This is a genomic window from Maridesulfovibrio sp. FT414, assembly GCF_050916235.1.
Lineage (GTDB): Bacteria > Desulfobacterota > Desulfovibrionia > Desulfovibrionales > Desulfovibrionaceae > Maridesulfovibrio.
The window spans coordinates 1,429,715-1,455,842 of sequence record NZ_CP104854.1 but is presented as its reverse complement, the minus strand read 5'-3'; the positions used below and the strand labels follow the sequence as shown (position 1 = coordinate 1,455,842).

The window sequence follows — 26,128 nt, the reverse complement described above, 5'->3', positions numbered from 1 at the left end:
TTTTTTAACGTGATTGTCGTTATGTTGTTTAAGTTGTACTCTGTTTGGTAATTCGTAATATTTTTTTTACCAATTGGTAAAATATATTTATAAAACGGCTTGCATTATGACTCAAATAAGAATAAATAGTGTCCCCGTTGTTATGAATTCCTGTCAAAGTTTGGATTTGGTAATGATCTGATCATATTGAAGATCGTCTGGTTATTTTTGTGAGGAAATTATGAGGATAGAAGGGGTTGCCTCCGGAGACGGTTTCCCGGAACTGGATGGCAGGAGGGGGATGTCTGCGGAGAGTCTGATCAGGGTTCTTGGCGCCGAAGCTGCTGAGAGACTGATGTTTTATTGGGGAGGAACCAGAGTTTCTGTACCAGGGATGGACGAGCTGTACAGGGTGAGGATGAAGGAAAGAATCAGGAGTGCCTACGAAAACGGCGCTACTCCGGCTCAGGTTTCCGAGCGGTTCGGAGTTTCTGTAAGGACTGCACAGAGAATGCGCATTCTATCTGACACCATTGAACGCGAGACGGAAATAATATAGCATAAGATAGCAGGACGATTCAGTTGTATAAAACAGCCCCGTGCTGACCTGCTCAGTTATGTGAATTTTTGTTCCGGGAATGGATTCGGATTTATAATACAAGTTCCATCGTGAATGCTTCGGGCGGTATAGTTATGGATCAATGCAACAGCTCGGTTTTGAGATGTTTCGTCAAAAGGTTTCTTCCGGTCGCGGGTCTTATCTTTGTGGTCGCCGTCGGGGTGCTGCTGAGTCAGCGCACACAGTATATCGATCTGGTGAAGAGTCATGAACTCAGCCTGGCCAAGAGCAGTCGTATTGCCATGAAAGATTGGCTTGAGGCCGGAATTGAGGATGTGAGTTTTCTGGCCGGACTTGTCCAGGGGTGCATGGGACGGGAAGGAACCATCCCGGAAAAGTACAATTCCATGGCCGCTGTTTTTTCCACGTTCGGTGAGGAAAACCGGAACTGTGTCCAGATAAGATTTCTATCTCCCCTTGGTCGGGAGCTTGTCCGGGTTAATATGGTCAAGGGGCAGGCTCAGCGGGTGGAGGCAGATTTTCTGCAGGACAAAAGTGACCGCCTGTATTTCAGGGACTCGTCCATGATCGGCGGAGGCGTGTATGTGTCTGCCTTTGACCTGAATAAAGAGTACGGGAAGGTGGAGATTCCTCATCTGCCTGTCGTAAGGTTTATGAAAAACATTTACGGGCAGGGGGGGCTTGTTCAGGGGGTTGTCGTTGTCAATCTTTCCGGTGAAAGCCTGCTTCGCTTTTTGAAGGCGTCAGCCAATGATTCTTTCGGCATGTGCTACCTCATAAATAATGAGGGAGGGTGGATAATAGGACCTGACACGAGCATGGACTGGCGTTTTCTTTTCGGGGAACGGAACGGTTTCATGGAAGATTCATTTCCGGCGGAATGGGCACGCATAAAAGCGGCAGATTCAGGGCAGATCTCTGCGGAGAACGGGCTGTTCACATTCCTGCCTGTCATTGATCCCGGTTTTTCTTCCGCATCCAGTTCCCCGGTAATTTTCAAGGAGAACTGGAAAATTATAACCCGTGTGTATGAGGATGGGCTTGTCATCCCCGGAAGTACTGTGACCTTATCTCTTGTTATATTTCTGTACATACTGAGTGGCTTTTTTTTCTGGCGCAAGACGGTCTCGGTTGTTGAAAGGGAAAAAGTCAAATCCGCGCTTGTGGAAAGTGAACAACGTTTTATGGACATTGCAGACGCAGCCGGGGAATTCATATGGGAAACCGGACCTGACGGTTGTTTCGTGTTCGTGACCGGACGTGCGGGGGACATTCTCGGCTACAGTTCAGAGGAACTTATCGGCAGGTCACCATTTGATTTTGTGGATGAGGAGTCCTCGTGGGAGGTACGCAAGGAATTCCTTGATGCAGCTCAGAACGGGCGCAGCTTCAGCGGATTGGTTTTCAAGTTTGTAAACAGGGAAGGGCGCAAGTTGTGGCTTGAGTTCAACGGGGTTCCTGTCTTTGATTCTCAGGGTGCAGTTACAGGGTTCCGTGGTGCTACATCCGATATCACGGCACAGCAGAAGGCTCTCAAGGACCTGCAGGACCGTGAGGATATGCTCCAGAGTATCAGTGATTCCGTTCAGGATGCGCTGGTGCTGATGGATGAGAACGGTCTTGTCCATTTCTGGAATCCGGCTGCGGAGAACATTTTCGGTTACACTTCCTCTGAGATGCTGGGAGAAAATCTGAACTGCTGCATTTTTGCCGAGGACAATGAAGATGCTGGTGTGGATGAGGCCATTGTCCAGAATGTTGATGGTCTGTTTTCCAATTACGGTTCCTTCACGGTCAATGTGCGCCGAAAGGACGGGACAGTTTTTCCGGCTGAGGTCCTTCTCTCGCCGTTGCGCAAGGATGAGCAGTGGTGGGTCGTCGGAACCATTCGGGACGTTACAGAGCGCAGGGAGGCTGAGAACAAGCTCAGGAAACTTGCTACTACCGATCCGCTGACAGGGCTGGCTAACCGCAGATTTTTTATGGAAAGTGCAGAGGAAGCGCTGGAAAGGTCATTGCGCTATGAACGTGATCTCTCTCTCATGATGCTCGATATTGATTTCTTTAAAAATGTCAACGACATGTATGGACATGATGCCGGTGACGACGTCCTGAAGGGGCTGTCTCAGGCCGGGCTTAAAATTTTGCGGAAAATCGATCTGTTCGGGCGTATCGGTGGAGAGGAGTTTTCCGTTCTGCTTCCAGACACAGGACTTGAAGGTGCCACGATGGTTGCCGAGCGTCTGCGCCGGGAAATCGAGCAGACCAGGATGATAACAAGGTCCGGAGAACTGATGATAACCGTCAGTATCGGGGTTGCCACTCTGAACGCTGATACCAGAACTCTGGAACATTTGTTGAAGGCCGCTGACATCGGACTCTATGCCGCCAAACATGCAGGACGCAACCGGGTGGAGATTCAGCTTTCTCCTGCAGGTACAGTGGAAAAGTAGGTGAGATTTTCAGGGATGGAACCGCATTAAAAAAGCCCGGTCAGGGTTCCTGGCCGGGCTTTTGGATTTATTAATCAAATCCGAATTCAATTGTGAAGTTTCCGTAATCGGTGGTAAATGGAATTGCCATCACCGGTCCGGCTGTGACGTGGGCGATGGTGTGGTTGTCACCCATGATCACGGTCGGGGTGGAGCCCTGAAGTTTATAGCCCATCTCGGTGAGGCCTGCTCTGGCCTGACCTGACACCATGTTGGTTATTTCGCCCACTGCGTCCTTTACATCCTGAATGATGTCCTGAATGTCGTCGCCGAGCATATTTTTGACTATTTGTGCAGCACAGGCCTTGTCGAAGGAAATGGAGACGCTACCGCTGACATTGCCTGTAAATCCGACAATACCGGTGACATCGCCGTTAGCAACATTTCCTTTCTTTACAAAGGGTTTTCCGGCCTTGGGAGTGATCATGGCCATCATGGTCAGGATGTCGGAGGTTGCTTTGATGAAAGGTTTCGCCAGTTCTACATTCATTACGGGGACTCCTTGAAAAATGTTAGCGCCTTAATAGAAATATTTGGTGGCTGTAAAACAGCTTTTTTTCGCCTTCAAAACAGGTTGTATCCATGACATTGACCCTTGTTGCCGGAGACTATTGCGGTCAACGGCTATGGCAAATCATTTAACCAAACCTGCGCTTGCATCATATTACCAGAAAAAGAAGCCATAAACAAACAGTTTAATCATGGTCGGGTGTCTCGGAGGCCGGAAAAAAGTGTTGTATGCCTTGTTCTGCCTCGCTGATCTTTAGCATGAAATATATTGAGATTATTTACAGCTGTTTTTGTTTTCTGTCATCTGTTCTGTGTTTGACCGCACGTTTATTTTTACGTATTTACTAAGGTCGCACTGTTTGAATATTTTCTCGGGCAGTTTCGGTTCGGAGCTTTCATCCCGAAAAGAATGCAAGATTAAGGATAAAAAATAAATGTCAGAGAACAACACTGAATCCAGCGTCGGAAAGAATTTTATTACCACAATTATCGATAAGGATAATGAAACCGGAAAGTACGAAGGACGGGTTGCAACGCGTTTCCCTCCCGAGCCCAACGGTTACCTGCATATCGGGCATGCCAAGTCCATCTGCCTCAACTTCGGCCTGGCCAAGGATTACAAGGGAACATGCAACCTGCGTTTTGACGACACCAACCCGGTCAAGGAAGATGTCGAATACGTCGATTCCATAATGGCGGATGTCCGTTGGCTTGGTTTCGATTGGGATGATCGCCTGCATTATTCCTCCGATTATTTCGGCAAGCTGTATGAGTATGCCGTTCAACTGATCAAGGCCGGCAAGGCCTATGTGGACAGCCTCAGTGCAGAAGAAATCCGTGAGCATCGCGGAACTCTCAAGGAGCCCGGCAAGAACAGTCCGTATCGCGACCGTTCCATCGAGGAAAACCTCGATCTTTTCGAGAGAATGAAGAACGGTGAATTCGAGGACGGCGAACATGTGCTGCGTGCAAAGATCGACATGGCCTCTCCCAATGTCATCATGCGTGACCCGACCCTCTATCGCATCAGAAAGGCACACCACCACCGTACTGGCGATGCATGGTGCATCTATCCCATGTACGACTACACCCACTGCATTTCAGACTCTCTGGAAAGGATCACCCATTCGATCTGCACCCTTGAGTTTGAGAACAACCGTGAACTTTATGACTGGGTGCTGGAAACTCTGGGTGCTTACCGCCCGCAGCAGATTGAGTTTGCACGTCTGAATATGACCTATACTGTCATGAGCAAGCGCAGGCTCATCCAGCTTGTGGAGGATGGCTACGTTTCCGGATGGGACGATCCTAGGATGCCGACAATTTCCGGTATGAGACGCCGCGGCTATTCTCCTGCATCCATCAGAAATTTCTGTGAGCGTATCGGTGTTGCCAAAGCCGCAAACATGGTTGATTTCGCACTGCTGGAGTTTTCCGTGCGTGATGACCTGAACCGCACTTCCCCCCGTTTCATGGGTGTTGTCGATCCCATCAAGCTGGTTATCGAGAACTATCCTGAGGGTCAGGTAGAAGAATTCGAATGCCAGAATAATCCTGAGGATCCTGAAGCCGGAAGCCGCATGGTTCCCTTCTCCAGGACTCTGTACATCGAGCGTGATGATTTCATGGAGGATGCTCCCAAAAAATACTTCAGGCTTTCAGTGGGACGCGAAGTACGCTTGCGGGCCGCTTACTATGTGACCTGTACCGGGGTTGTCAAAAACGATGCAGGCGAAATCGTTGAACTTCGCTGCACCTATGACCCGGAAACACGCGGCGGCTGGTCCAATGACGGTCGTAAGGTCAAGGGTACCATTCACTGGGTTTCAGTAGATCATGCCGTCGAAGCCGAGGTCCGTCTCTACGACCACCTGTTCACCAAGGAAAATCCCATGGACAACAAGGATGGGTCAGAGTTCAAGGATCACATCAATCCTGATTCCCTTGAAGTTCGTCCCCGTTGTTACGTGGAGCCGGCCCTTGGTAAGGTTGAACCCGGTTTCCGTTGCCAGTTTGAGCGTATCGGCTATTTCTGCGCCGACCCTGATTCAACACCGGAAAAACCTGTTTTCAACAGAACAGCTACTTTGCGTGATACCTGGAAGAAAATTGAAAACAATCAGAAAAAATAGTATTCCTCAGTGCTGAGGGAGACGGAAGTCAGTAAATGCGGGGTCCTGAAGGGGATTCCGCATTTTTTTTGTCCGCATGGGATGTCTGCTGCCTGTTAATTTTTGATATGTAATATATGTAGGTGAAAGATGTCCTTAAAAGTGTTATCCAGCAGAAAAGTGTTTATCCGTTCGAGCTGTTGTATATTGATTATGATCCGGAGGTTTTAGAATGAGTGCCGAACCGAACAGTTCCAAACTTGCCATCGCTATCGCAGGCAGAAGCAACGTGGGCAAGTCTTCGATTATCCGCGCTCTTTCAGGTATTGAAAGTGATGAGGTCAGCCCGGTAGCCCATGAAGATGAAATGTATCCTTTGACCCGGGCCGAGATCCACCCGCTCGGTCCGGTGACTATTTATGATACGGACGCACATGTTCCCGGTGATGACCGGGCCAGGGCCATACGCGATGCCCTGTACAGTGTGGATGTCGCCGTGGTTGTCACCGACGATTCCGGAATACTTGACGAAGAACGCGAGTTGACCACCCTTTTGCTGGAGCGGGGCATTCCCTGTGTGATGGTCTTCAACAAGGCAGACATCAGGCGTCCCAGCCTTGCGGACATGGAATTCTGTGGTTCTCGGGGAATACGTTTTGTTGCTACTTCCACCATAGACGGACGGGGAATTGAAAGGCTCAAGAAGTCCATCATGGCACTGGCTCCCGAGGAAAACATGCTTGACCCGGTTCTCGCCCGTGACCTCATGGGGCGTGGTGATTTTGTGGTCTGCGTTGTTTCCGAGGACCCGGTTTCACCCAAGGGCAGGCTTGGGCTCCCCAAATCGCAGGTTCTGCGCGAGATTCTGGATGCCGGCGGCATTGCGGTGATCGTCAAGGAGGGAGAGCTTTATCAGACCATTTCCGGTCATAAGCGCAGGCCTGCACTTGTTATCGCAGATTCTCAGGCGGTGAAGAAGGTGCTCGACCTTGTGCCTGAGGATGTTTCCCTGACGACTTTTCCCATCCTGTTTGCCCGTCACAAGGGTAATCTGGAACAACTGGTACAGGGAGCTAATGCCATTGACAGTCTGGCGGACGGCGACAGAGTTCTGATCGTAGAAGCCTGCCCGCACCATCCCAAGGCCGAGGATCTTGGCAAAGAAATGATTCCTGCCCGGATTGCCGGATATACAGGGCGAAATATTATTTTTGAATCAAAGACCGGCTGCGGCCTGCCCATTGATCTTTCCGAGTACAAGCTTGTGGTCCATTGCGGCGCATGTATGGCCGACAGGGCGGATATGCTCCGCAGAATCAGGGACTGCGATCGTCAGCAGGTCCCCATCACCAACTACGGGTTGGCGATTGCCAAGGTGGACGGTACTCTGGCGCGGCTTATCGAGCCCTTTTTCAAGGATGATGGTGAGCAGCGGATGGAGCTGACCGGGAAAATAAATGTGTATCGCGGCAGCAACTCGCAGTCCATGCACCTTGTTGTTCCGGCTGAGATTCAGCCTGAGAAGGCGGTTCCCTTTAACCTGATGTACCTTTTCGGCGACATTGAGGTGACCAAAAAACAGATCGGTTTTGCTTCCCTGCCGTTCGCACGTGGTGGGCAGCAGAAAATACGCAGGTATGTGGAAGATTCAGGGTATTGTTTTTACAAATGGCCGGGGCGCGTCCTGGGGGCGGACCTCGGTGGACTGCTTGATTCGGACGAGAGCGATTCGTTCTGATCCGTTCCGGCAGAATAGAGGGTTGCAGTTATGCGGTTTTTCTTGCCTTTCAGGCCCTTGCTTCTTGCTTTGATCCTTTGTCTCTGTCCGGTTCTCTGCCGGGCTGAGATGACTGTGGTTGGGTTCATGGCCAGCGGTTCTGCCCTTGATGATGATTCATTCAACGGCATGACTGTGTCAGGCCTTCGGAGGCTGCAGCAGAAATTCGACCTGCATATAGAAGTGCGTGCCGGGGGATTTGCCTTTGCCGATCAGGCAAAACAGCTGCAGTCGCTTTTGGACAGCAACGCACATGTAATTGTAATCAACTCTTCCAAGAATATTGACGAGATCCTTGGGTTTGCCGGTCATCATCCTGAAATCAGATTTATAATTAACGATGCCAGCGTCCGCGGATACGATAACGTGTCTTCCATTGCTTACGGACAGGGCATGGGGTCGTGTCTTGTGGGGGCCCTGTGCGCGTGGCAGACAAAGACCGGAAAGGTCGGATTTATCGGCGGCAATGAGAATTCGGTGATACAGGACTTTCTTAGCGGGTTCAGGGCAGGTGTCGAGCTTTCCGGAAAGGATGTCTCCGTTGAGGTCAAGTTCATTCGTTGCGGTTCAGCCGTAGAAGGCTTTGAAGATCCGCAGCAGGCGAGTCTTCTTGCCAGACGCATGTATGCTTCCGGGGTGGATATAATTTATGCTGTGGCCGGGCTTTCTGGAAACGGGGTCATACAGGCTGCACGCAAAACCGGAAATTATGTTGTCGGGGTGGACTCCAATCAGGATCATATGGCTAAGGGGACCATCCTGACCAGCATGATGAAAAGACTTGACGTTGCCGTGTATAATGAAGTCCTTTCGGTTCTTGAGGGCAGATTTGTTCCCGGGCCGAAGAACTATGACCTTTCCAACGATGGAGTATGTCTGACCGATATGAAATATTCCAGGCATCTTATATCAAAAGAAGTCCTGCATAAGCTGGACGGACTCAAGGAAAAGCTTGTTTCAGGGACAGTCCGCCTTGATTTCCCGGTAAAATAAAGGGGGTGCGGCTTTTTATGTTCAAATTTTTACGCATCAAATACAGGATTGCCTTGGGGCTGTTGCTCATCCTCGCGGGCATTCTGGTTCCCCTTGGTTTCCTGGTAACGGACTACAGGCACGATGAACTGTACGATTCCCTCAAGTCCCAGGCAGACTCCATCGCCTCTCTTGTTGCTACATCCAGCAGCGAGGCCATTGTAAGATTTCAGAATAACAGGATGGATGACCTCGTCAGAAGTGCATGCTCTTCCAACGATGTCGTTTTTTGCGCGGTGTATGCTCCCGGTGGTGATGCATACAGCGAATTTTCGCGCCCTATGCCCAAGGACTACAACGGGCAGGTTGTTTATGTTGAGAGGCGGATTCTGCGGGATGGTGATTACCTCGGCTATGTAAAGGTCGGGGTTTTGAAAAGCAGGGAATATGAGAGCTGGGACTTTGTGCTCGGTTATCTGCTGCCGGTATTTATGGGTGTGGCCGTTCTTGCCGCGTTCTGCGCGATTTTTTTTCTTGGCAGATCCCTTGTTTCTCCTGTTATCAGGCTGTCTCGTCAGGCTCAGGGGATGGTCAGGGGCGATTTCGACGAATTTGATGTGGATGGTCGGGAGGACGAAGTCGGTGAATTGGCCGCTTCATTGAATCTGCTGGCCCGAAAGTTCTCCCGGATGCAGAGCGATCTTGAGGAGAAGGTTCAGCGCAGGACTGAAGACCTGACCATTGCCAACCAGAGGCTCTGCGATGAGGTTGAGGAGCGGCGCAAGGCCGAGCAGCGCCTGAATTCAACTCTTGAGCAGTTGTCGTTTACCGTCAAGGAGCTTGAAAAAGCCAGGGACAAGGCTGAAAAGGCCAGCCGGTTCAAGAGCGAATTTCTGGCTATGATCAGCCATGAAATAAGAACCCCCATGAATGCCATACTCGGCATGGGGGAGCTGCTCATGGAAACCGAGCTTGATGTCGAGCAGCAGGGCTATGTGGAGATTTTCCGCGGTTCCGGGGAATTGCTCCTGAAAATCATCAATGACATCCTTGATTTCGTTCAGATCGAGTCCGGCCAGATAGAGCTTGTTCCTGTTCCTTTTGATCCTTCCCACGCCATGCAGAGTGTCTGCAAAAGTATGGCTCATTCAGCCCATGCCAGGGATATTGAGATAATCTGTGATGTAGATCCAGGTGTTCCTGCACAGGTCGTCGGTGACCCGGTCAGGGTGCGCCAGATTCTCATGAATATCGTGGCCAACGCGGTCAAATTCACTTCCAGCGGCGAGGTGGATGTTCGGGCGAGCCTGAAAGAGTCCGGGGATGAATTTGATCGCCTGCTCTTTACCGTTCGTGATACCGGTATCGGTATTCCCGAAGGAAAGCGGGGCAATATTTTCGAGAGCTTTGTTCAGGCGGACGGCTCTACCACCCGGGAGTTCGGAGGAGTCGGACTCGGGCTGGCATCCGCTTCCCGGCTTGCCGATCTTATGGATGGTGAAATCTGGTTTGAAAGCAAGCGTGGCAAGGGGACTGTTTTTTATTTTTCCATTCCATTCAAGAAATCGGTTTATGAACCGGACAGGAGTGTTGCTGATTTCTCCGGGATAAGGGTTTTACTGGTTGACGATAACCGAACTGTGCGCGAAGTTCTCGGTCGCAGGCTCCAGACTTTCGGGATTGATTCTTCGACCGCTTCCGACGGGAACGAAGGTATTGAATACCTGCGCTCGGCTGCTGAACTCGGTGAGGCGTATGATCTTATAATAGCCGACAGCGAGATGCCCGATATGCAGGGGGTGGATTTTCTTTCAAAGGCAAAACAGGAAAATCTCCTTTCCGGTATGGTTGCCATGATGTTTTCCGCCGGGTGTACCGAGGCGCAGAGGCGCAATGCAAGGATGCTGGGGGCGGACTACACGCTGATCAAGCCTGTATTTGATGCTGATCTTGTGCGCTGTCTCAAGGCAACGGCCGGGCAGGAAAAACCTTCAGTTGCCAAGCCTGGTAAAGGAATGCAGATCCTTCTGGTCGAGGATAACGAGGATCACCGGAGGATTCTTGAACTTTTCATCGCTGACACCGGTGCCGAAGTGACCATGGCAGAAGATGGCCTGCGCGCTGTTCAGCTTTTTAGTGACGGAGAATTTGACCTTGTGTTCATGGATCTGGAACTGCCGGTTATGGGGGGGATTGAGGCGGTAGGAAGGATTCGTGATTTTGAAAAGGTCGGTTCAAGGGAACCGGCCACCATTATTGCGCTTGCGGCTCATGCGTTTAATGACCATCGCATGGAATGCCGGCGGGCCGGATGTAACGGTTTTATCTCAAAACCGGTCAGATGGGATACTATCCGGGCCACAATCGCGGCTGCGGCAGGGGGATCAACTCTGCCAGCCAATATTTTACTTACGGAGTAACGGATGAATTCGGAAGAACATTCCGGGCGGGAGCTATTTGTGATTAATGAAGATCTGCGTGAATTGATTCCGCATTTTCTAGTGCATCAATTTGATGAACTTCAGCAGATGGAAACCTGTCTCAAATCCGGAAATGTTGCCGAGGTTGGAAGGTTGGGGCACAGCCTGAAGGGGGCAGCGGCCAATTTCTGTCTGGAACCTTTAAGCAGGCTCGGCACTACCATACATGATGTGGCAAAGCTGGGCATGTCTGATGCCCTTGAGCCGTTGGTCCGTAAGTACCGGCTCTACCTTGAAGAACTCAGGATCCAACTGGGGCAGGCCTGATTTCAAGGCCGCAGGCGATTGCCGCGGCGATCATTGTATCGAACCACCCTGCGTTGCTTGCAACATAGGTCTTTTTTCTGTTGCCACCGAATTTGGATTTGTGCCTGTCATTCCCCTTGAACGGGTAGACAGGTTCTCCATATCTGTAGAACAGTTCCGATATTTTTTTCAGTATTCCGGAAAGATTGAATTCACTGTTCATTCCTGCAAGTGGCGAGAGTCCGAGACTCACCCGCTCTATTTTTTCAGAGCGGAATTTTTCGATGGCGCTGAGCAGGATGTAAGGGGAGGTCCCGTTTACGGCCTCTTTTTTGAGTCGGTCGAAATTGTGATAGTATCCGACGGGCCGGCCATGCTCGTAAATGGGATCAAATCCCGCCAGCCCAATCAGTTGTCCGTCCATACGGGCCCAGAAGAAACGTACTCCGTCTTCATCCCTGTCCGGCAAAGGTCTGGTCAGGAATGACATCTCCCTGCCGCCCTTGCGTTGTATCCAGCAGTCGCTGACCAGACTGATTTCTTCCTGCGGAATTTCAGAAAGTTTTTTTTCCTCTACAGTTATCCCAGACCGCAATGCCTTGTTTTTCCATTGCCTTAACGATGACCTGTTTTTCCCTGAGAGGTTGAATGAAGCCAGTTCCAGTTCTGTTTCAATTCCAAGCTGGTAGACTTTGAATCCCATCCGGTACAACTGGGTGGCCAGCGAGTGATCTATTTGTACAAGCGTGATCTTTCCAAGGAGCGAAGCAAGCTTTTCGATGAAGATCGGTTGCAGGTGTTCTGAAGTTACCGGGTTTGACAGGATCACTGCATGATCGTTGGAAACAATATTCCTGGCGTTGATCCAAGCACAATAGCCCACACCTTCCCATAGGCTGTATTCCAGCCCCGGCTGCATGGTCGAATACGAAGCACACCGGTTCCCATGCTTTCTCAGATATGAAAGCAGGAGCGGTCTTAACTCGGCAGAACAACTGCTGATATGGTGGATACTGTGAGCTGTGTTAAGATTCATTGTCTGACATTGTTTATGGTTATAATCTTTATTGTATCTAATCGCTTACTCCGTTTCAAGGGGGGAGCCGAATATTTTCTGGCTTGCACACGGAAAAATAATGAACTAGAGCAACGGCACTGTGTTGTGTTTTTCCGTGGAGGATGAATGGTTTATTCTGTGTGTCGTTTGATAGAGCGGCATTTTATTATAATAGCTGTCCTGTTCAGTTGTTTAGCATTTCTGTATCCATCGTTTTTTACCTGGCTCAAACCCTACATTGCAATCTGTCTTGGAATAATTATGTTCGGCATGGGGTTGACCCTTGAGTTTGAGGATTTTGCTTCCGCAATAAGGAATTACAAAGCCGTGACTCTTGGGGTTGTGCTGCAGTATACAATCATGCCTGCCCTCGCAGTAGTGCTCTCGTCCCTTATGGGATTGCCGCAGGAAGCCCTGATGGGCATGGTGGTGGTCGGAGCATGTCCGGGCGGGACTGCTTCAAATGTCATAGTCCATCTGGCAAAGGGTAATGTGGCCCTGTCGGTAACCATGACCATGATTTCAACCTGTCTGTCCCCTGTGCTGACTCCCCTGATCATTTATTCTATCCTCAACCAGCAGATTGAGATTCAGTTACTGCCAATGATCAAGTCCGTGTTCTGGATTGTTCTGTTTCCCCTTTTTGATGGACTTGTTCTGCGCAGGTTGCTCAGGAGCAGGCTCGATCCGGTCCTTCATGTTTTCCCGTCTGTGTCCATTCTTGTGATCGTGATGCTTATTTCGTGCATTATCGGCCTTAACCGCGATCTGCTGGCAACCTTTCCTTTGCTCGTATTAGCAGCAGTTGTTCTGCATAATCTGGGTGGACTTCTCGCCGGTTATGGGGTCGGTAGAATTATCGGTTTCAGCAGGAAGGACAGTGTGACGATTGCAATCGAGGTCGGCATGCAGAATTCCGGGCTGGGCGTGGCCCTTGCCACCAAGTATTTCGGGGCTGCCACCGCATTGCCCGGCGCATTGTTCAGTCTGTGGCACAATATTTCCGGGATACTGCTCGCCAAACGGGCCAGAACCATGTTTTCCGGGAAGTGATGTTCCTTTCTTGTGTCAACCACGTTATAATTTGAGGCGGTATTTTCCGGATATATTTTTTGAATATCAGTTGAGCCGTTCGCAAAGCACTTAATCAGTCCCCTCCCGGATAATGGGAGGGGATTTTTTGTTCACAAAACCGGGTAATGTTTTTACCCTGACGCACACGAATAAAATCAATCCGGAGGCTAGGATGAATCTCGGTCCTGATGAAATCATAGAGAATATTTTAAGTGAACCGCTCAAACTCTTCAGTGCACATCCGGAAATGCAGAAGCTGCTTCGCGATATGAGCCTTGCTGTCTGTGCGGATATGAATGGTATAGACCCGTCACATAACCTCTTCCCGGTGCTGCTTGCGGAAAAGGGCTGTGCCCAGTTTGAAGCCAACTTTACAGCCTTTCTTGGGCAGGTCCAAAGTCTGGACTCCGGTTTCAGGGTGGCCTGCGGTGCAGGATGTTCGTATTGCTGTTCATCGCACATCACTCTTATGCCGCAGGAGGCATTCAGGATAGGGCTGTATTTGGCCCGGAACTGCACAGTTGATGTTTTTGAGGATCTGGCTGAGAGATGTCTTCAGATAGAGGCCGAGTTAGACAGGACTACTCTTGAGGATTTTGTCGGTAACTATTTTCGGCCCTGTCCATTTCTTGTGGAAGACAAATGCTCCATCTATGAAGTAAGGCCCATACTGGCCCGTAACTGGATTTCCACCGATGTCGAAGCCTGTATCAAAAGCTATAATGCACGAAACAAGATTACAGTGCCGCAGAATGCCCTGATAATGATCCAGAAGGATCTTATCTATGCCGGACAGGCCGCATATCTTGCCGATTACGGTATAAACGGCCAGATATGCTCCTTCCTTCCCCTTATGGCTCGGATCATGACCGATTTTGAAGGGACGTATGCCGGTTGGCTTGCCGGGGAAACTCTGAAGGGGCAGCTTGAATTGAAATAGGTATAATAAAATACAGCTATTGCCTTTGCTCCGCGCTGGCCTCGCAGGACTGCCGGAAGCATGCCTTGGTGAATGTTCTGGTTAGATATACTGCTTGAAAAGAAGGTCCGGTATCATCGTATCAGGATATTTCGATCCAGTTTTTAAAGATCTCATCATTCTTTGCGAATTCAATGGCAGAGACTGAAGTGCGGCAGTGAATCAGCTCAAAATTATCAGTCTTTTCGCGGTTTATTTCTGTAAATTTATCCACATCTTCATACATAAAATCCGGGTGAAACTGTAAGCCCCAGATGTTTTTGCCTTTTACCTGAAATCCGTGAACGGTGCACCTGCTTGATGTAGCGGTGACATCGAACCGGTCATCAAGGTCGAAGACTTCGTCGAAGTGAAATACCGCCGACTTCAGTGTGTTTAACCCGCTGAAAATAGGGTTTCCGGAAATTGAGATGTCCGTCCAGCCTATTTCCGGGGTCTGTGATTTCCGTACATGGTCCTTGCCAAGTATGTGCCTTATTAAATACTGATGGCCGAAACATATTCCAAGGATTGACTTCCCGGAGTTCATAAAGCTGCTGATGATGAAATCCAGTTCCGAATCCCAGCTGTGGTCTTCAAACGCGCTTTCTGTTGAGCCGGAAATCAGCAGATGCGTGTATTCTTCGACTTCGCAGACATTCGCAAGGTCCGCCAGATACGCGGTGTCATATGGAATGTCGAGAGGTTGAAATGCTTCGGCGACCCTGTTGTCGAAACTTGTCCGGAGATTTGTTTCAGCAAGAATATTGAGGACCAGCATTCGTTTGTTCTTCATCGTGAGTTACCTTTGTCTGGATTGTTGAGCGGGCAGTGCGGCGAACATTGGAGTATTCCGAGAAGGCTACGGTTTGTGAAACCTTTTAAAAACTGAGACTCAGTCCAACCCCTACATCTCGGCCCTTTTCTTTGGCGGGAATCCTCTGCTTGTATTCCAGCGGGGCCTCTTCCCTGTCGGAAATTATTCCCGCGCTGATCCCGTCTGATATTTTTACGTCATCATACGGTTTTGACAGAGTATCGATTCTGCTTTTCATGTCTGTTTTCTGAGAATCTGAGTTCTGTTGTATGGATAAATCGTTACCAAGTTTCATTTCACCGGCATCTGCCTGAGCAGCCGATAAGGTCAGAAGAATAATTGTTGCTGAAATGATGATGTGTCTCTGCATGGGATCACCTCAAATGTTATCTTGATGGGAATCTGTTGAAGTAAGTGCTTGGTGGATTTGTTTAATTGAGTTCGTGGGGATTTTTATGAATGTTTACTCTGATCGTGTTTGACGTGTGGTTAATGTCGGTGGCGGAGGACGTCGCTGGTCCGGCTTTTAATCAAGGGTAGTCTCGATCATTCAAAAAAACTAAGGTTCTTTGGAGAATCGTCAACCTCGGCACATCTGCGGCGGAACTTGTTGCGTCAGGTTTCGTCTTTTTACCAGGCAACGTTCTTGCTGAGGTATTCAGGCAATCATAAGAGAAAAAGGTAACCCTCCGGTTATTATTTACCTGTCATGAAAAGCGGCGGGGGCGACGACTCGAACTAGCGGCCTCCTGCGTGACAGAGATAAGGCTACAGCAAAAGAGCCAATCTAAGCATGTCCCTAAGCTGAATGCCCGACTCGAAAATGGGTTCAGCATAATTATCGGTAAAATGGTTCTTGATCACATCCTCCACCCGGAACCCTGCACGTTGGTAAAATGCAAGCTGATATCCGAACGTACCGGTTCCCAATTCTATCCGCCTGAATCCTTTGGCTCTTGCATCCTCTATGACATGGCGCAGCAATTTTGTTCCGGCCCCCTGATTCTGGCAACTCGGAGAAACGGCAATATTGTACAGTTCCAAAGTGGCATCATCGGTCTGACCCAACACACATGCGCCAATGGGCTCGTCAGACTTCAAAACAAGGTAACACAAGGAAGTATTAATATATTTATTTATACTGTCTTCAGAAGGATCAGCTTCAAGTAAGAGATGCATGGGCATCTCGCTTGGAGAAACGGCAACAATATTTAACATGAATTATCTCCCTGTCGTCAGTGGCGAGCATAAGTTTTACGGCATTTATTGTCTTGCCATAAAAAATCCAAGCAGGCAGCAGGAGAAAATATAATTGTTTTTTAGTGGGTTATTCAATTGCTTCTTTTATCTTGGAAACAAAGGCTGACTCGCTTCCTGCAGCGATTCGCAGCTAAAATAAATATCGTTTCGATGGATGTGTCCAGTCATATTTTACTGTAGCAAAACAGAAAAAGACACCAATCTTGCGATTGATGTCTCTCTCTTGAAAAGTGGCGAAGCCGAAGGGACTTGAACCCTCGCCCTCCGGCGTGACAGGCCGGCGTTATAACCAACTTAACTACGGCTCCGCGTGTATATAATAAGCACGTTAAGCTGTGCTTTTTGACTTAGTGGTAGGCGAAACAGGGCTCGAACCTGTGACCCTCGGCTTGTAAGGCCGATGCTCTCCCAACTGAGCTATTCGCCCACTTTTAGTCATGTGGCAGTTTTCTGTAAGCCCCTTGAATGTCTGAGTCATTCGTTGTTGCTCACCGCCACGAGGAGGGATACTGCCGATGTCGGGCCGTTTTGTCAAACGGTTTTTTTTATTTTTTTAAAATATTTTGTAAACTCTTTTAATTTAACGTTTTTGGTGTGCAATCTCGGAAAATTGAGCCATGCTTTTTAAGGGATCTTCATTCTGGAAGATGTTGCGGCCTATGCAGCAGCCGCGGCAACCCGAGTTCAAAGCATCCAGCGTTATATTTAGAGCTCCCTCCATGCTCTGTCCTAGCGGTCCTCCGGTGATGAGCACCGGGATGGGACAGGCGGTTACGGCCTTGGCGAAGGCCTCGCTGTTGCTGGAGTAGGGGACGGCAACTATGTCGGGTCCAAGTTCCGCGCCAATGCGTATACAGTGGGCCACAAGGGCCGGATCGTGTTCGTTGATTATCTGGCTGCCCCGGGCAAACACCGTGGCAAGGACAGGGATGCCCAACTGGTGCGCTTCGTCGGTCAGTTCTCCAAGATCAACAAGCATGCGGTCTTCCAGCTCGTTACCTATGTTCACATGCAGTGAAACGGCATCAGCCCCCAGACGCAGGGCTTCGTGCATGGAGCAGACGATGTTCTTGTTGTAGCTTGGTGAGCCGTGTCGTGTCCCGGCGTTGAGCTGGATGATCAGGTTCACGTCAGTGGGCACCAGCGCGCCGTAGTGCCTTGCAAGTCCTTTGTTAAGGATGACCCCTTGTACTCCCGAGGCCGGAAGGGCTTCGAGGATGGAAGGAATGGCTCCGAGGCCGTCGATCATGCCTTCGTTGGCTCCGTGGTCCAGAGCCAGAATGAGGGCGTTACCGCTTTCCCTGTCGAAAATCCGCTTCATGCGGCGGTTGGTTCCATTCATGGTGTTGTCCTTATTTGTCAGTCCAGATGTAGCGGTTGCCTTTTTTGCCTGTGAATCCTAGGAGCATGTCCTTGTAATAAAGTCCGACCGGGCCTTTGCCCTTGGCCGGTCCGCTCAGGCTCTGCCCGGAAAGAAGGTTGGCGAGATCCTGAACGTTTTCAATGACCAGAGCGGAAGAATCCGGTTTTTCCGGGAGCAGGCATCTGGCATAGGGGTCCGGCCTGAACCTGTTCTTGGCGATCTTGCCCAGAGGGAAGCCCTGCCAGCGAAGTTCCGCAGGCAGAATGTTCAGGGCGTGGCGGTTCATGAACATGGCCTTGTCCCGAAATTCGTATATTTCTCCGTCCGGCAGGGCGGAAAGGTCCACTGCTTCGGGGAACTCTGTTTTCTTTAAATTGATTCTACTGCCGGGCGGGTTGCTAGTTCCGGGATAAACCGGCTCGGCATTACCCGGTTTGCGCAGCCCGCAGAGGTAGAATCCCTGTCCGCCCCCGGACCCATCCACCCGCAGGACTCCGTCCATGCCGGGCAGGAGCGGCTCGGATATGGTGAAGCCTTCCGGGTGCGCGAGTTTAAAAAGTTCAAAGCCCAGCTCCTCAGTGGCAAAGCGGGTCTGTTCCTCGTTTTCCTGTACGTTTGTGGTACAGGTAGAGTACACGAGCTTTCCGCCCGGGGCGAGCAGTTCGTAAGCCTTGGTGAGCAGCAGTCGTTGCAGATTGATCAGCGGGACGATTTTTTCGTCCTTCCATAGATCCATGGCTTTCGGGTTTTTGTTCAGGGTTCCCCAGCCGCTGCATGGCGGGTCAAGCTGGATGATTTTCCAGCTTTCAGGGGGCAGCGGCAGTTTCTGGGATTCATAATGAACCGTAGCGGTGTTCACCGATTGGGTCTTGCGCAGGTTCTGGCGCAGCAGGGAAAGCCTGTCGCTTGAAGGCTCACTGGCGAGGACGAATCCGTCGCGCCCGACAAGGCGGGAGAGAAGTCCTGTCTTGCTGCCCGGAGCCGCGCACATGTCCAAGACCTGATCCCCTTTTTCCGGCGCAAGCATGAGCGGCGGAAGCATTGAGGAGCGGTCCTGAATATAGATGCGCCCGAACCTTGCGGCAATTGACTCGCCAAGGGGAAACGGCTCCTCTTCAAGGATGCGGGCCATGGAGTAGAAAGGTTCGGGGCGGAATCTGAAACCCTGCCCAAGGAGCAGTTCCTCAACGGCAGTTACATGGCTTTCTGAGCAGACCAGTCGGAATGTTCGCAAATCGTTTTTCATTTTATGATGTCAGCTACGGCCTGTATTATGATGTCGGGCATGTGATTTTGCCCATCGCTTGAGGGGGCGGAGTAAGTAGGCCGTAGTAATTAAGTTTTTGTAAAAAAATTGTTTAAAATTGTAAAAAAACGTGTCCCTCGGGCTGGAGACGACGGTTGGAAAAATGGTGAAAACTGAAGCCCGACAAATAAAACAGGGCGCCGGGTTTGACAAGGGGCTGAGCTGTGTGCCTCAATCTGGGGCTTTACGTCCTGCGTCCTAAGCTGGTACAAGCTGTGTACCTGCGCAGACAATAATGTACGCAGGTGGTCCATTCACTGGTTTTCAATTTTGTGTTGTTGCTTGTAACGCATTGTTTGTATTGATTATATATACTATTTTAAAACGAAATGATGTTTTTGCTCGGAGGTTTTTCTATGCTGTTTAAACGTATGACAGCCAGTCTAGTCGTTGTTCTGGCACTGTTTGCCGCCACTGTGTCCTTTGCCGCTGAGGCCCGGACTTATGCTGTTTATCCTTTTGAAGTCAACGGACCGGATCAGTACAAATACTTGAGCCGTGGAATACAGACCATGCTTATCTCAAGGCTTAACTGGACCGGACATTTCGAGCCTGTCGCCGGGGCAAGGGATTTGAAGGAAACTGACCGTCCCAAGTCTCAGGTTGAGGAAATCAAGGCCGCTCAGAGACTTGGAACAGATTACCTTGCTTTGGGATCCATCACAATTCTTGGAAAGGATGCTTCCATTGACCTGCGTATGGTGGACAAGGATGGAAAGTCCTGGCCGCACAACGCCAAGACTACCATTTCCGACCTTATCCCTTCTCTTGACGGCATGGCCAAGGATATAAAGGGCCAGCTTTTTGAGAAGCCGGGCAGCAGGAAAGAGACCGAAGAAGAGAAAAACCGTGCCGACGCCAAGCCCGACAGCCCCATGAACCCCGAATTCGTTAGTGCCTCTACAGCAGGAAAGGTGCTGGAAAGTACCATCAACCCGCAGTTCAGGTATCAGGGCGGAACTGAAACTCCCGGCCGCTGGCGCAGCCAGAGCGTGAAGTTCGTCAACCTCGGCGGCTTTGTTGCAGATGTCACCGGTGATGGAAAGAACGATATAGTTATTCTCTCTGAGGAAGACATCAAGGTCTTCCACATTGATAACGAGCGTCTGATGGAGGAGGTTTCTTACAAGTTCCCCAGCCGTTCTTCAGCCCTGAGAATTTTCCCCATTGATGTGGATAGGGATGGTGTTAAGGAGGTTGTCCTTGCCACTATGATGAAAGATCAGCCTTATTCCTACATTTTGTCTTTCAAGAATAAGGCCCCACGGGTTTTGGTTGACCGTGACCGCAATTTTCTGTCTGTGATAAAAATTCCGCCCCATTTTACCGAGACGATTGTGGGGCAGAAATATGATTCCAGTCGGACCTTTTATTCCAAGGATCTCATGGAATTCATCTATTCAGACGGCAGGCTTGTGCCGGTGAAGAAAATGACCGTTCCCAACTTCTCAAACGTGTACAACCTGACCTATCTGCCTTTGAAAGACGATGACTACAAGGTGATGGTCATCAACAAGTACGGGCGCATCAATATGTACGATAAGAAGCTTGAGCCTCTTTACGAAAGTCAGGATTCTTACAACTCTGTTGATGTTAAGGTCGAGGTGGCAGGTAAAATTCGCGGAATGGGTGATGAGAACGCGCGGGAAAAGATGGAGAACTATTACTTCCTGCCCATGCCCGTATGCGTCACCACACTGTCCGACCCGCATAAGCAGGAAGTTCTGCTTAACAAGGACCTTTCTGTTGCCGGGCAGGTCTTCTCGAACTATAAGAGCTACTCCTCCGGTGAAATTCATTCCGAGTACTGGGACGGCGTAGGCCTGAGCCTTGCGTGGAAGACCCGCCGCATTCAGGGCAGCGTGACTTCGTATGGCGTTGCCGACATCGACAATGACGGCGCAGATGAGCTTTACTGCATCCTTAACACCTACCCCGGATCGTTGGGCGTAAAGTTCAGGAAAACGCTGGTCATAGCGTACGAACTCAATCTCGATAAAAAATAATTGTTCAGGGCCTCCCATCTTGCGTGGGAGGCCCTGCTTTTATATAGTACGTCCTTTCATCGGCTGGGCCAGTTCTGGTTTTGCCGTCTTTTTCACACCAAAAAGTAAGTCCTTACTAGGGAGGGAACCATGATCAGAACCGGAAAAATCGCCGGCATGTTTGCTGTATTGGCAATATTTGCAGCCATGCTCTGCTCTGCTGCACCGGCCGGGGCGGCTGACATCAGCCTGAGTTACGCCAACTTTCCGCCGGCAAAGACTTTTCCCTGTGTCCAGATGGAGCGCTGGAAACAGGAAGTTGAAAAACGGACCAACGGTAAGGTTCTGGTTCAGACTTACCCCGGCTCGACCCTGCTTGGCGCAAAGAATACCCTGCGCGGTGTAATGCAGGGGCAGGCCGATATCGGCTGCATCAGCCTGGCTTACCATCCCGGTGTGTTTCCTCTCTGTTCTGTCTTTGAACTCCCGCTCGGCTTTACATCCGCGACTTCCGCCAGCCTTGCCCTGTGGGATCTTTACGAAAAATACCAGCCTGAAGAATTCAAGAAGGTCAAGGTGCTGACCATGTTTGCCTCCGCACCTTCAAACCTCATGACCAAGACTCCGATTCGCACCCTTGAGGACATCAAGGGAATGGAACTGCGTGCTTCGGGCATCCTGTCCAAGATACTTGAATCCCTCGGAGCCACTCCGGTCTCCATGCCCATGTCCGCGACCCCCGAAGCCCTGCAGAAGGGTGTGGTCAAGGGACTGTTCTCCTCCTTTGAAGTGCTGAAGGATCTCAACTTTGCTGAAATCTGCCGTTACGAGACGGTTACCAATTCTGCCGTTTATCCTTTCGCCATCATCATGAACATGAATTCATGGAATGCCCTTCCTGATGATGTGAAGAAGATCTTCAACGATCTCGGACGGGAACAGGCTGAATGGACCGGTCAGTACATGGACCAGCATGTTAAGGATTCTCTGGACTGGTCCAAGGAGAAGTACGGTATTGAGCTGGTCACTCTGTCCGATGCCGATATGAAAATCGTCAGGGAAAAGACCATGCCTCTTATCGAGGACTGGAAAGAGAAAGCCACTGCAGCCGGAATTGACGGTGCTGCAGTTCTTACCGATGTCGAGGCAGCCCGTCAGAAATACGAGGCCCAGTAACCTGCTTTTAAATTACGAACCAGATCTCCCCGTCTTTTCCGGCGGGGAGATTTTCCATTAAAAATGATAAATTTTCTTGAAAAGACAGCCATCTGGATTTGCCGGATTCTTGCCGGAGTGGCCGGTACCGCGTTGACGGTGATGATCGTGCTGGCCTGCGCCAACATGGTTTCCCGGGCCGTATATATCCCGGTCAAAGGCACTTTTGAGCTGATGGGCTATCTTGGTGCAGTCACGGCCGGGTTTTCCCTTGGTTTCTCGCAGTTGCACCGCAGCCACATTGCGGTGGGGCTGCTCTTTCGCAGATTCCCGGTTCCGGTACAGCGGTTGCTTGATGTTGTTTCCGGTGCGGCTTCATGTGTTTTTTTTGTTTTTTGCGCCAACGAAACCACCAAATGGGGGATGTTTCTCCTTGATCTTGGAGAAGTGTCCGAAACCCTTGGTGTACCATTCTATCCGTTTGTTTTTGCGGTTGCCTTCGGCTGTGTAGCCATGGCCTTCGTCCTGTTGCTGGACATTGTTAGAACCATTCGCGGACAGGAACCGCTTAAGCCCGCGTAAGGCGGATCAATATTCATCATGGAACCGATCACAATAGGTATCGTGGGCATTCTCTGCCTGCTGCTGGTTATTCTTCTTCTGCGGATTCCCGTTGGTTTTGCCATGGGGGTCATCGGCTTTATCGGGTTTGCAAAGGTTCTGAACCTCAAGGCTGCCTACGGAATGCTGGGTACTGAGGTTTGGAACGTTTTTTCTTCATACGGACTTACAGTCATCCCCCTGTTCATTCTCATGGGGCAGATCTGTTTTTACTCAGGTGTGAACGAGCGGCTTTATAAGTCGGCTTATGCCTGGATGGGACATATCAGGGGAGGTATCGCCATGGCCACGGTCATGGCCTGCGCCGGTTTTGCTGCCATCTGCGGTTCCAACACCGCTACTGCGGCAACCATGTCTACGGTGGCCCTGCCGGAAATGAAGAAGTTCCGTTACAATCCGATTCTCAGCACCGGCTCTGTTGCTGCCGGCGCTACCCTCGGGGTGGTCATCCCTCCCAGTGTTGTGCTGATCATCATTGGATTGCAGACCGGAGAATCAATCGGTAGGCTGTTCATGGGTGGTGTCATTCCGGGAATTCTGCTCTGCGGGCTGTTCCTGCTTACTGTATACGTAATGTGCCTGCGTCATCCGGAATGGGGACCGGCCGGTCCGGAGGTCTCGTTCAGGGAGAAGCTGGCTTCTCTGCCCGGTTCTATTGAAATGGTAGTGCTTTTCATTCTGGTCATGGGCGGACTTTTTGCCGGGTGGTTTACTCCCACCGAGGCCGGTGCAGCCGGTGCAGCCTTTGCGCTGCTCATCAGTCTGGTTTCGCGAAAGATGACTTTCAGGAAGTTTTCCGCGGCTGTTGTCGATACTCTGAAAGTTTCGTGCATGATCATGATGGTTATGCTGGGTGCGGTAATTTTCGGCAGATTTCTTGCCGTGACCCGTATTCCTTTTGAGGCGGCCAACTTTGTTGCCGGACTGCCCATTCCGCCCACGGTCATCATTCTGCTGATCTGTGTCATCTACATCATCGGCGGTATGGTTATGGATGCGCTGGCTCTGCTGCTTATAACCATTCCCATCTTTTTCCCCATTGTTATTGCCATGGGCTATGATCCGGTCTGGTTCGGTGTGCTTATCACCATTGTTACCACCCTTGGTGCCATTACCCCTCCTGTGGGCGTTACCACCTTTATTGTGGCCTCAATGGCGGAGGACGTTTCCATTGACCGTGTCTTTGTCGGGGTCAGCTATTTCATGATCGCTTATGCTGTTCTTGTTGCATTGATGCTTCTGGTCCCGGCAACGGTTACATTTCTGCCTGGACTGGTGTAGTTCGCGTACGCCTCTGGCAGCCCTGCGGGGGGCCTTAACCCATTCTTGAAAAAAGGGTTTGTTCCACTGTCGCCATCTCTAGGACTCGCGGGAAGACCTCTCTCCTAAGAGCTGGTGCATGAATCCCAAAAACTTTTAGTAAGGCTTCGCCGTCGTCTAATGCCAGTTGAATATGTCACTGTTACCGGAGCCGAGTCCGGTCAGAAACTTGTCCGCTTTCTCGAACGAAGGCTGGGCAGTGATGTGCCGCGCTCAGCGATCATGCGCTGGATTCGTAAAGGCAATGTGCGTGTCGATAAGGGCCGTTGCAAGCCTTTTGATCTGGTTGAGGAAGGGCAGGTGGTAAGGATTCCCCCGCACGGTGAGCAGGATGAGACAGCAGTCAGGCTGCCCCCGTTGCCGATTCTGTTTGAGGATTCGGACTACATTGCGGTATTCAAGCCTGCCGGTCTTGCAACTCAAGGTGGAACCGGTCATACGGACAGTGTTGTTGACCGCCTGAAATCCATGTTTGCGGATTCGCCATACAAGCCTGCTCCGGCCCACCGGCTTGATCGCGATACTTCCGGTGTGCTGCTGGCGGGAAAATCTCATCAGGGCCAGAAGAACTTATCCGATTTCTTTGCCGGCCATGGCGAAGGCGGCAAGCTCTACCTTGTGCAGGTTCAGGGCAAGTGGCCCCATGCCGGATGGATCGAGTTGCGTGACCTTATGGAGAAATCCGGCCCCAGAGGCCGGGAGATTGTGCACGTAGGGGCAGGAAGGGAAGCAGGCTCTTCGGTATGTCCTGTTGAGTCCGGCGAAGCTGTTTCGACGCTTGTCGTCAGATTGCATACAGGGCGTACCCACCAGATCAGGGTTCAACTGTCGTCCCGGGGCTTTCCTGTGGCTGGGGATGTGAAATACGGCGGTAATGCAGGAGTAATGCGCTTGCACTGCTGGCGTATCGTTACCCCGTGGTTCTCGGCAGAGTGTCTGCCTGAGTGGATGAAGGCACTGCCTGACTCTTTTGATCAAACGTGTGACCTGGGTTGATACATCCGGTCAGGTTATATTCTTCCTGTTCTGAGACGGTTGAGCTGTGAGGCCCAGCCGTCTTTTTTTGTTGTAATTAGTTGTGATCTGTCGCTTAGATCTCACAAAACAGACAATAGTTATTGACAAACGATAAATTGTTGCCGTAAGTCATGAATGAATGAATGAATGAATGAATGAACTTTGAATACGTCAATAGAGAGGGTTTGTTTATATGGATAAAATAAAAAAGATGAGCACGGTCTTGAAATATGTGTTCTGGCTGCTGCTGATTCTGATTCCCCTGACCGAAAGTCTGGGCTGGATTCTGTTTGACGGTTTTGATGGGTGGGCAGTGCCGGACGTGTTGTTTTCGCTTGAAGGTGAGAATTTCCCTCTGGAGTTGAGCATGACCTCCAGACTGCTGGGTATGCTTGCCACGTCCCCATGCGTACTGTTGGATATGTTCTGCGTGTGGCAGATGATGCGGCTGTTCTCCCTCTACTCGCAGGGCCGGATTTTTACCGGAGAGAATTCCTCCTGCTACCGCCGGGCCGCCTGGGCTCTGCTGGGCAGTGAGATTCTTTATCCGCTCGTGCAGGCCGGGGCGAGTCTCGCGGTCAGCATGGACAACCCTGTAGGAGAGCGGTTCGTTTCTATCGGTTTTAATGACGCCAATCTGGGGTCGATTGTTGTGGCCTGTGTAGTTCTGGCTGTCTCATGGGTAATGGATGAAGGCCGAAAGCTTCAGGAAGATGCAGAGCTTACAATTTAGGGGGAGCCGTGGCGATATTTATTAATCTCGATGTCATGCTGGCGATTCGTAAGGTGTCATCAAAGGAGCTGGCGGAGGCCGTAGGAATCACTCCGCAGAACCTTTCCGTGCTCAAGACCGGCAAGGCCAAGGCCATACGCTTCAGCACTCTTGATGCCATATGCCGTTTTCTGGATTGTCAGCCCGGTGATATTCTGGAGTTCAGGGCTGATGACAGTGACATGACAGATGTTTAAGGACTCCCCTTATTGAGGCCGGGTTATGGTTGTCCCGGTCCAGGGCAGGACCGGCCTCCCCCGGTTCTGCCTATTTTTT

The 26,128-nt window shown here is 50.5% G+C and carries 23 protein-coding genes and 2 tRNA genes; 16 read left to right on the top strand and 9 right to left on the bottom strand.

What is annotated here, in order from left to right:
• The first annotated feature begins 220 nt into the window (after positions 1-220).
• Both N7E73_RS06440 and N7E73_RS06435 read left to right on the top strand, forming a co-directional pair.
• Positions 221-538, top strand: a complete 318-nt coding sequence (locus N7E73_RS06440; RefSeq protein WP_432738216.1) for a Mor transcription activator family protein — start codon at positions 221-223, stop codon at positions 536-538.
• Between the two features lie 134 nt (positions 539-672).
• Positions 673-3,012, top strand: a complete 2,340-nt coding sequence (locus N7E73_RS06435; RefSeq protein ID WP_432738215.1) for a sensor domain-containing diguanylate cyclase — start codon at positions 673-675, stop codon at positions 3,010-3,012.
• 70 nt (positions 3,013-3,082) lie between these two features.
• Here N7E73_RS06435 and N7E73_RS06430 read toward each other — a convergent pair whose 3' ends face one another.
• Positions 3,083-3,541 (bottom strand): chemotaxis protein CheX, encoded by a 459-nt coding sequence (locus N7E73_RS06430; protein WP_432738214.1) that lies wholly within the window; start codon positions 3,539-3,541, stop codon positions 3,083-3,085.
• 454 nt (positions 3,542-3,995) lie between these two features.
• Here N7E73_RS06430 and N7E73_RS06425 point away from each other — a divergent pair, with 454 nt between their 5' ends.
• The 5 genes from N7E73_RS06425 (at position 3,996) to N7E73_RS06405 (ending at position 11,168) form a co-directional block, all read left to right on the top strand.
• Entirely contained in the window at positions 3,996-5,693 is a 1,698-nt protein-coding gene (locus N7E73_RS06425) for a glutamine--tRNA ligase/YqeY domain fusion protein (protein ID WP_432738213.1), read from the top strand.
• A 211-nt stretch (positions 5,694-5,904) separates the two neighbouring features.
• Positions 5,905-7,410, top strand: coding sequence for a [FeFe] hydrogenase H-cluster maturation GTPase HydF (hydF, locus tag N7E73_RS06420; RefSeq protein ID WP_432738212.1), 1,506 nt, complete (start codon positions 5,905-5,907; stop codon positions 7,408-7,410).
• Positions 7,411-7,536: 126 nt separating this feature from the next.
• On the top strand, positions 7,537-8,442 hold the full coding sequence (locus tag N7E73_RS06415) for a BMP family lipoprotein (RefSeq protein WP_432738211.1): 906 nt from the start codon (positions 7,537-7,539) through the stop codon (positions 8,440-8,442).
• A 17-nt stretch (positions 8,443-8,459) separates the two neighbouring features.
• On the top strand, positions 8,460-10,841 hold the full coding sequence (locus N7E73_RS06410) for a response regulator (RefSeq protein WP_432738210.1): 2,382 nt from the start codon (positions 8,460-8,462) through the stop codon (positions 10,839-10,841).
• Positions 10,842-10,844: 3 nt separating this feature from the next.
• The gene (locus N7E73_RS06405) at positions 10,845-11,168 is read left to right on the top strand and encodes an Hpt domain-containing protein (protein ID WP_432738209.1); all 324 of its coding nucleotides are present in this window, start codon (positions 10,845-10,847) and stop codon (positions 11,166-11,168) included.
• On the opposite strand, the gene N7E73_RS06400 is transcribed toward N7E73_RS06405, so the two are convergent.
• Entirely contained in the window at positions 11,143-12,030 is an 888-nt protein-coding gene (locus tag N7E73_RS06400) for a phosphatidylglycerol lysyltransferase domain-containing protein (protein WP_432738208.1), read from the bottom strand. The genes N7E73_RS06405 and N7E73_RS06400 overlap by 26 nt on opposite strands.
• A 300-nt stretch (positions 12,031-12,330) precedes the next feature.
• Here N7E73_RS06400 and N7E73_RS06395 point away from each other — a divergent pair, with 300 nt between their 5' ends.
• Together N7E73_RS06395 and N7E73_RS06390 are read left to right on the top strand one after the other, a co-directional pair.
• Positions 12,331-13,257 carry a bile acid:sodium symporter family protein gene (locus tag N7E73_RS06395; RefSeq protein WP_432738207.1) on the top strand — a complete coding sequence of 309 codons (927 nt, stop codon included), beginning with the start codon at positions 12,331-12,333 and terminating at the stop codon, positions 13,255-13,257.
• A 193-nt stretch (positions 13,258-13,450) separates the two neighbouring features.
• Entirely contained in the window at positions 13,451-14,218 is a 768-nt protein-coding gene (locus tag N7E73_RS06390; protein ID WP_432738206.1) for a YkgJ family cysteine cluster protein, read from the top strand.
• Between the two features lie 121 nt (positions 14,219-14,339).
• Here the strand turns inward: N7E73_RS06390 and N7E73_RS06385 are convergent, their stop codons facing one another.
• The 7 genes from N7E73_RS06385 to N7E73_RS06355 form a co-directional block, all read right to left on the bottom strand.
• The gene (locus N7E73_RS06385) at positions 14,340-15,032 is read right to left on the bottom strand and encodes a type 1 glutamine amidotransferase (protein WP_432738205.1); all 693 of its coding nucleotides are present in this window, start codon (positions 15,030-15,032) and stop codon (positions 14,340-14,342) included.
• A gap of 85 nt (positions 15,033-15,117) precedes the next feature.
• The gene (locus N7E73_RS06380; protein ID WP_432738204.1) at positions 15,118-15,423 is read right to left on the bottom strand and encodes a hypothetical protein; all 306 of its coding nucleotides are present in this window, start codon (positions 15,421-15,423) and stop codon (positions 15,118-15,120) included.
• Between the two features lie 398 nt (positions 15,424-15,821).
• Entirely contained in the window at positions 15,822-16,271 is a 450-nt protein-coding gene (locus N7E73_RS06375; protein ID WP_432738203.1) for a GNAT family N-acetyltransferase, read from the bottom strand.
• A gap of 273 nt (positions 16,272-16,544) precedes the next feature.
• A tRNA-Asp gene (locus N7E73_RS06370) sits at positions 16,545-16,621 on the bottom strand.
• Between the two features lie 43 nt (positions 16,622-16,664).
• A tRNA-Val gene (locus tag N7E73_RS06365) sits at positions 16,665-16,740 on the bottom strand.
• Positions 16,741-16,893: 153 nt separating this feature from the next.
• Complete coding sequence (locus tag N7E73_RS06360) at positions 16,894-17,655, bottom strand: 2-amino-3,7-dideoxy-D-threo-hept-6-ulosonate synthase (protein WP_432738202.1); 762 nt, start codon at positions 17,653-17,655, stop codon at positions 16,894-16,896.
• Positions 17,656-17,665: 10 nt separating this feature from the next.
• Positions 17,666-18,922 carry an RsmB/NOP family class I SAM-dependent RNA methyltransferase gene (locus tag N7E73_RS06355; RefSeq protein WP_432738201.1) on the bottom strand — a complete coding sequence of 419 codons (1,257 nt, stop codon included), beginning with the start codon at positions 18,920-18,922 and terminating at the stop codon, positions 17,666-17,668.
• Positions 18,923-19,338: 416 nt separating this feature from the next.
• On the opposite strand from N7E73_RS06355, the gene N7E73_RS06350 reads away from it, so the two are divergent.
• From N7E73_RS06350 to N7E73_RS06320, 7 genes are all read left to right on the top strand, one after another.
• Positions 19,339-20,988 (top strand): FG-GAP-like repeat-containing protein, encoded by a 1,650-nt coding sequence (locus N7E73_RS06350; RefSeq protein ID WP_432738200.1) that lies wholly within the window; start codon positions 19,339-19,341, stop codon positions 20,986-20,988.
• Between the two features lie 129 nt (positions 20,989-21,117).
• Positions 21,118-22,143, top strand: coding sequence for a TRAP transporter substrate-binding protein (locus N7E73_RS06345; protein ID WP_432738199.1), 1,026 nt, complete (start codon positions 21,118-21,120; stop codon positions 22,141-22,143).
• Positions 22,144-22,206: 63 nt separating this feature from the next.
• Positions 22,207-22,704, top strand: a complete 498-nt coding sequence (locus tag N7E73_RS06340) for a TRAP transporter small permease (protein WP_432738198.1) — start codon at positions 22,207-22,209, stop codon at positions 22,702-22,704.
• 18 nt (positions 22,705-22,722) lie between these two features.
• Positions 22,723-24,024: a TRAP transporter large permease gene (locus N7E73_RS06335; RefSeq protein ID WP_432738197.1), complete on the top strand. Its 1,302-nt coding sequence runs from the start codon at positions 22,723-22,725 to the stop codon at positions 24,022-24,024.
• Between the two features lie 159 nt (positions 24,025-24,183).
• Entirely contained in the window at positions 24,184-25,059 is an 876-nt protein-coding gene (locus N7E73_RS06330; RefSeq protein WP_432738196.1) for an RluA family pseudouridine synthase, read from the top strand.
• Between the two features lie 214 nt (positions 25,060-25,273).
• Positions 25,274-25,813, top strand: a complete 540-nt coding sequence (locus N7E73_RS06325) for a DUF2975 domain-containing protein (RefSeq protein ID WP_432738195.1) — start codon at positions 25,274-25,276, stop codon at positions 25,811-25,813.
• Between the two features lie 8 nt (positions 25,814-25,821).
• Positions 25,822-26,049: a helix-turn-helix domain-containing protein gene (locus tag N7E73_RS06320; protein ID WP_432738194.1), complete on the top strand. Its 228-nt coding sequence runs from the start codon at positions 25,822-25,824 to the stop codon at positions 26,047-26,049.
• The last annotated feature ends 79 nt before the right edge of the window (positions 26,050-26,128 follow it).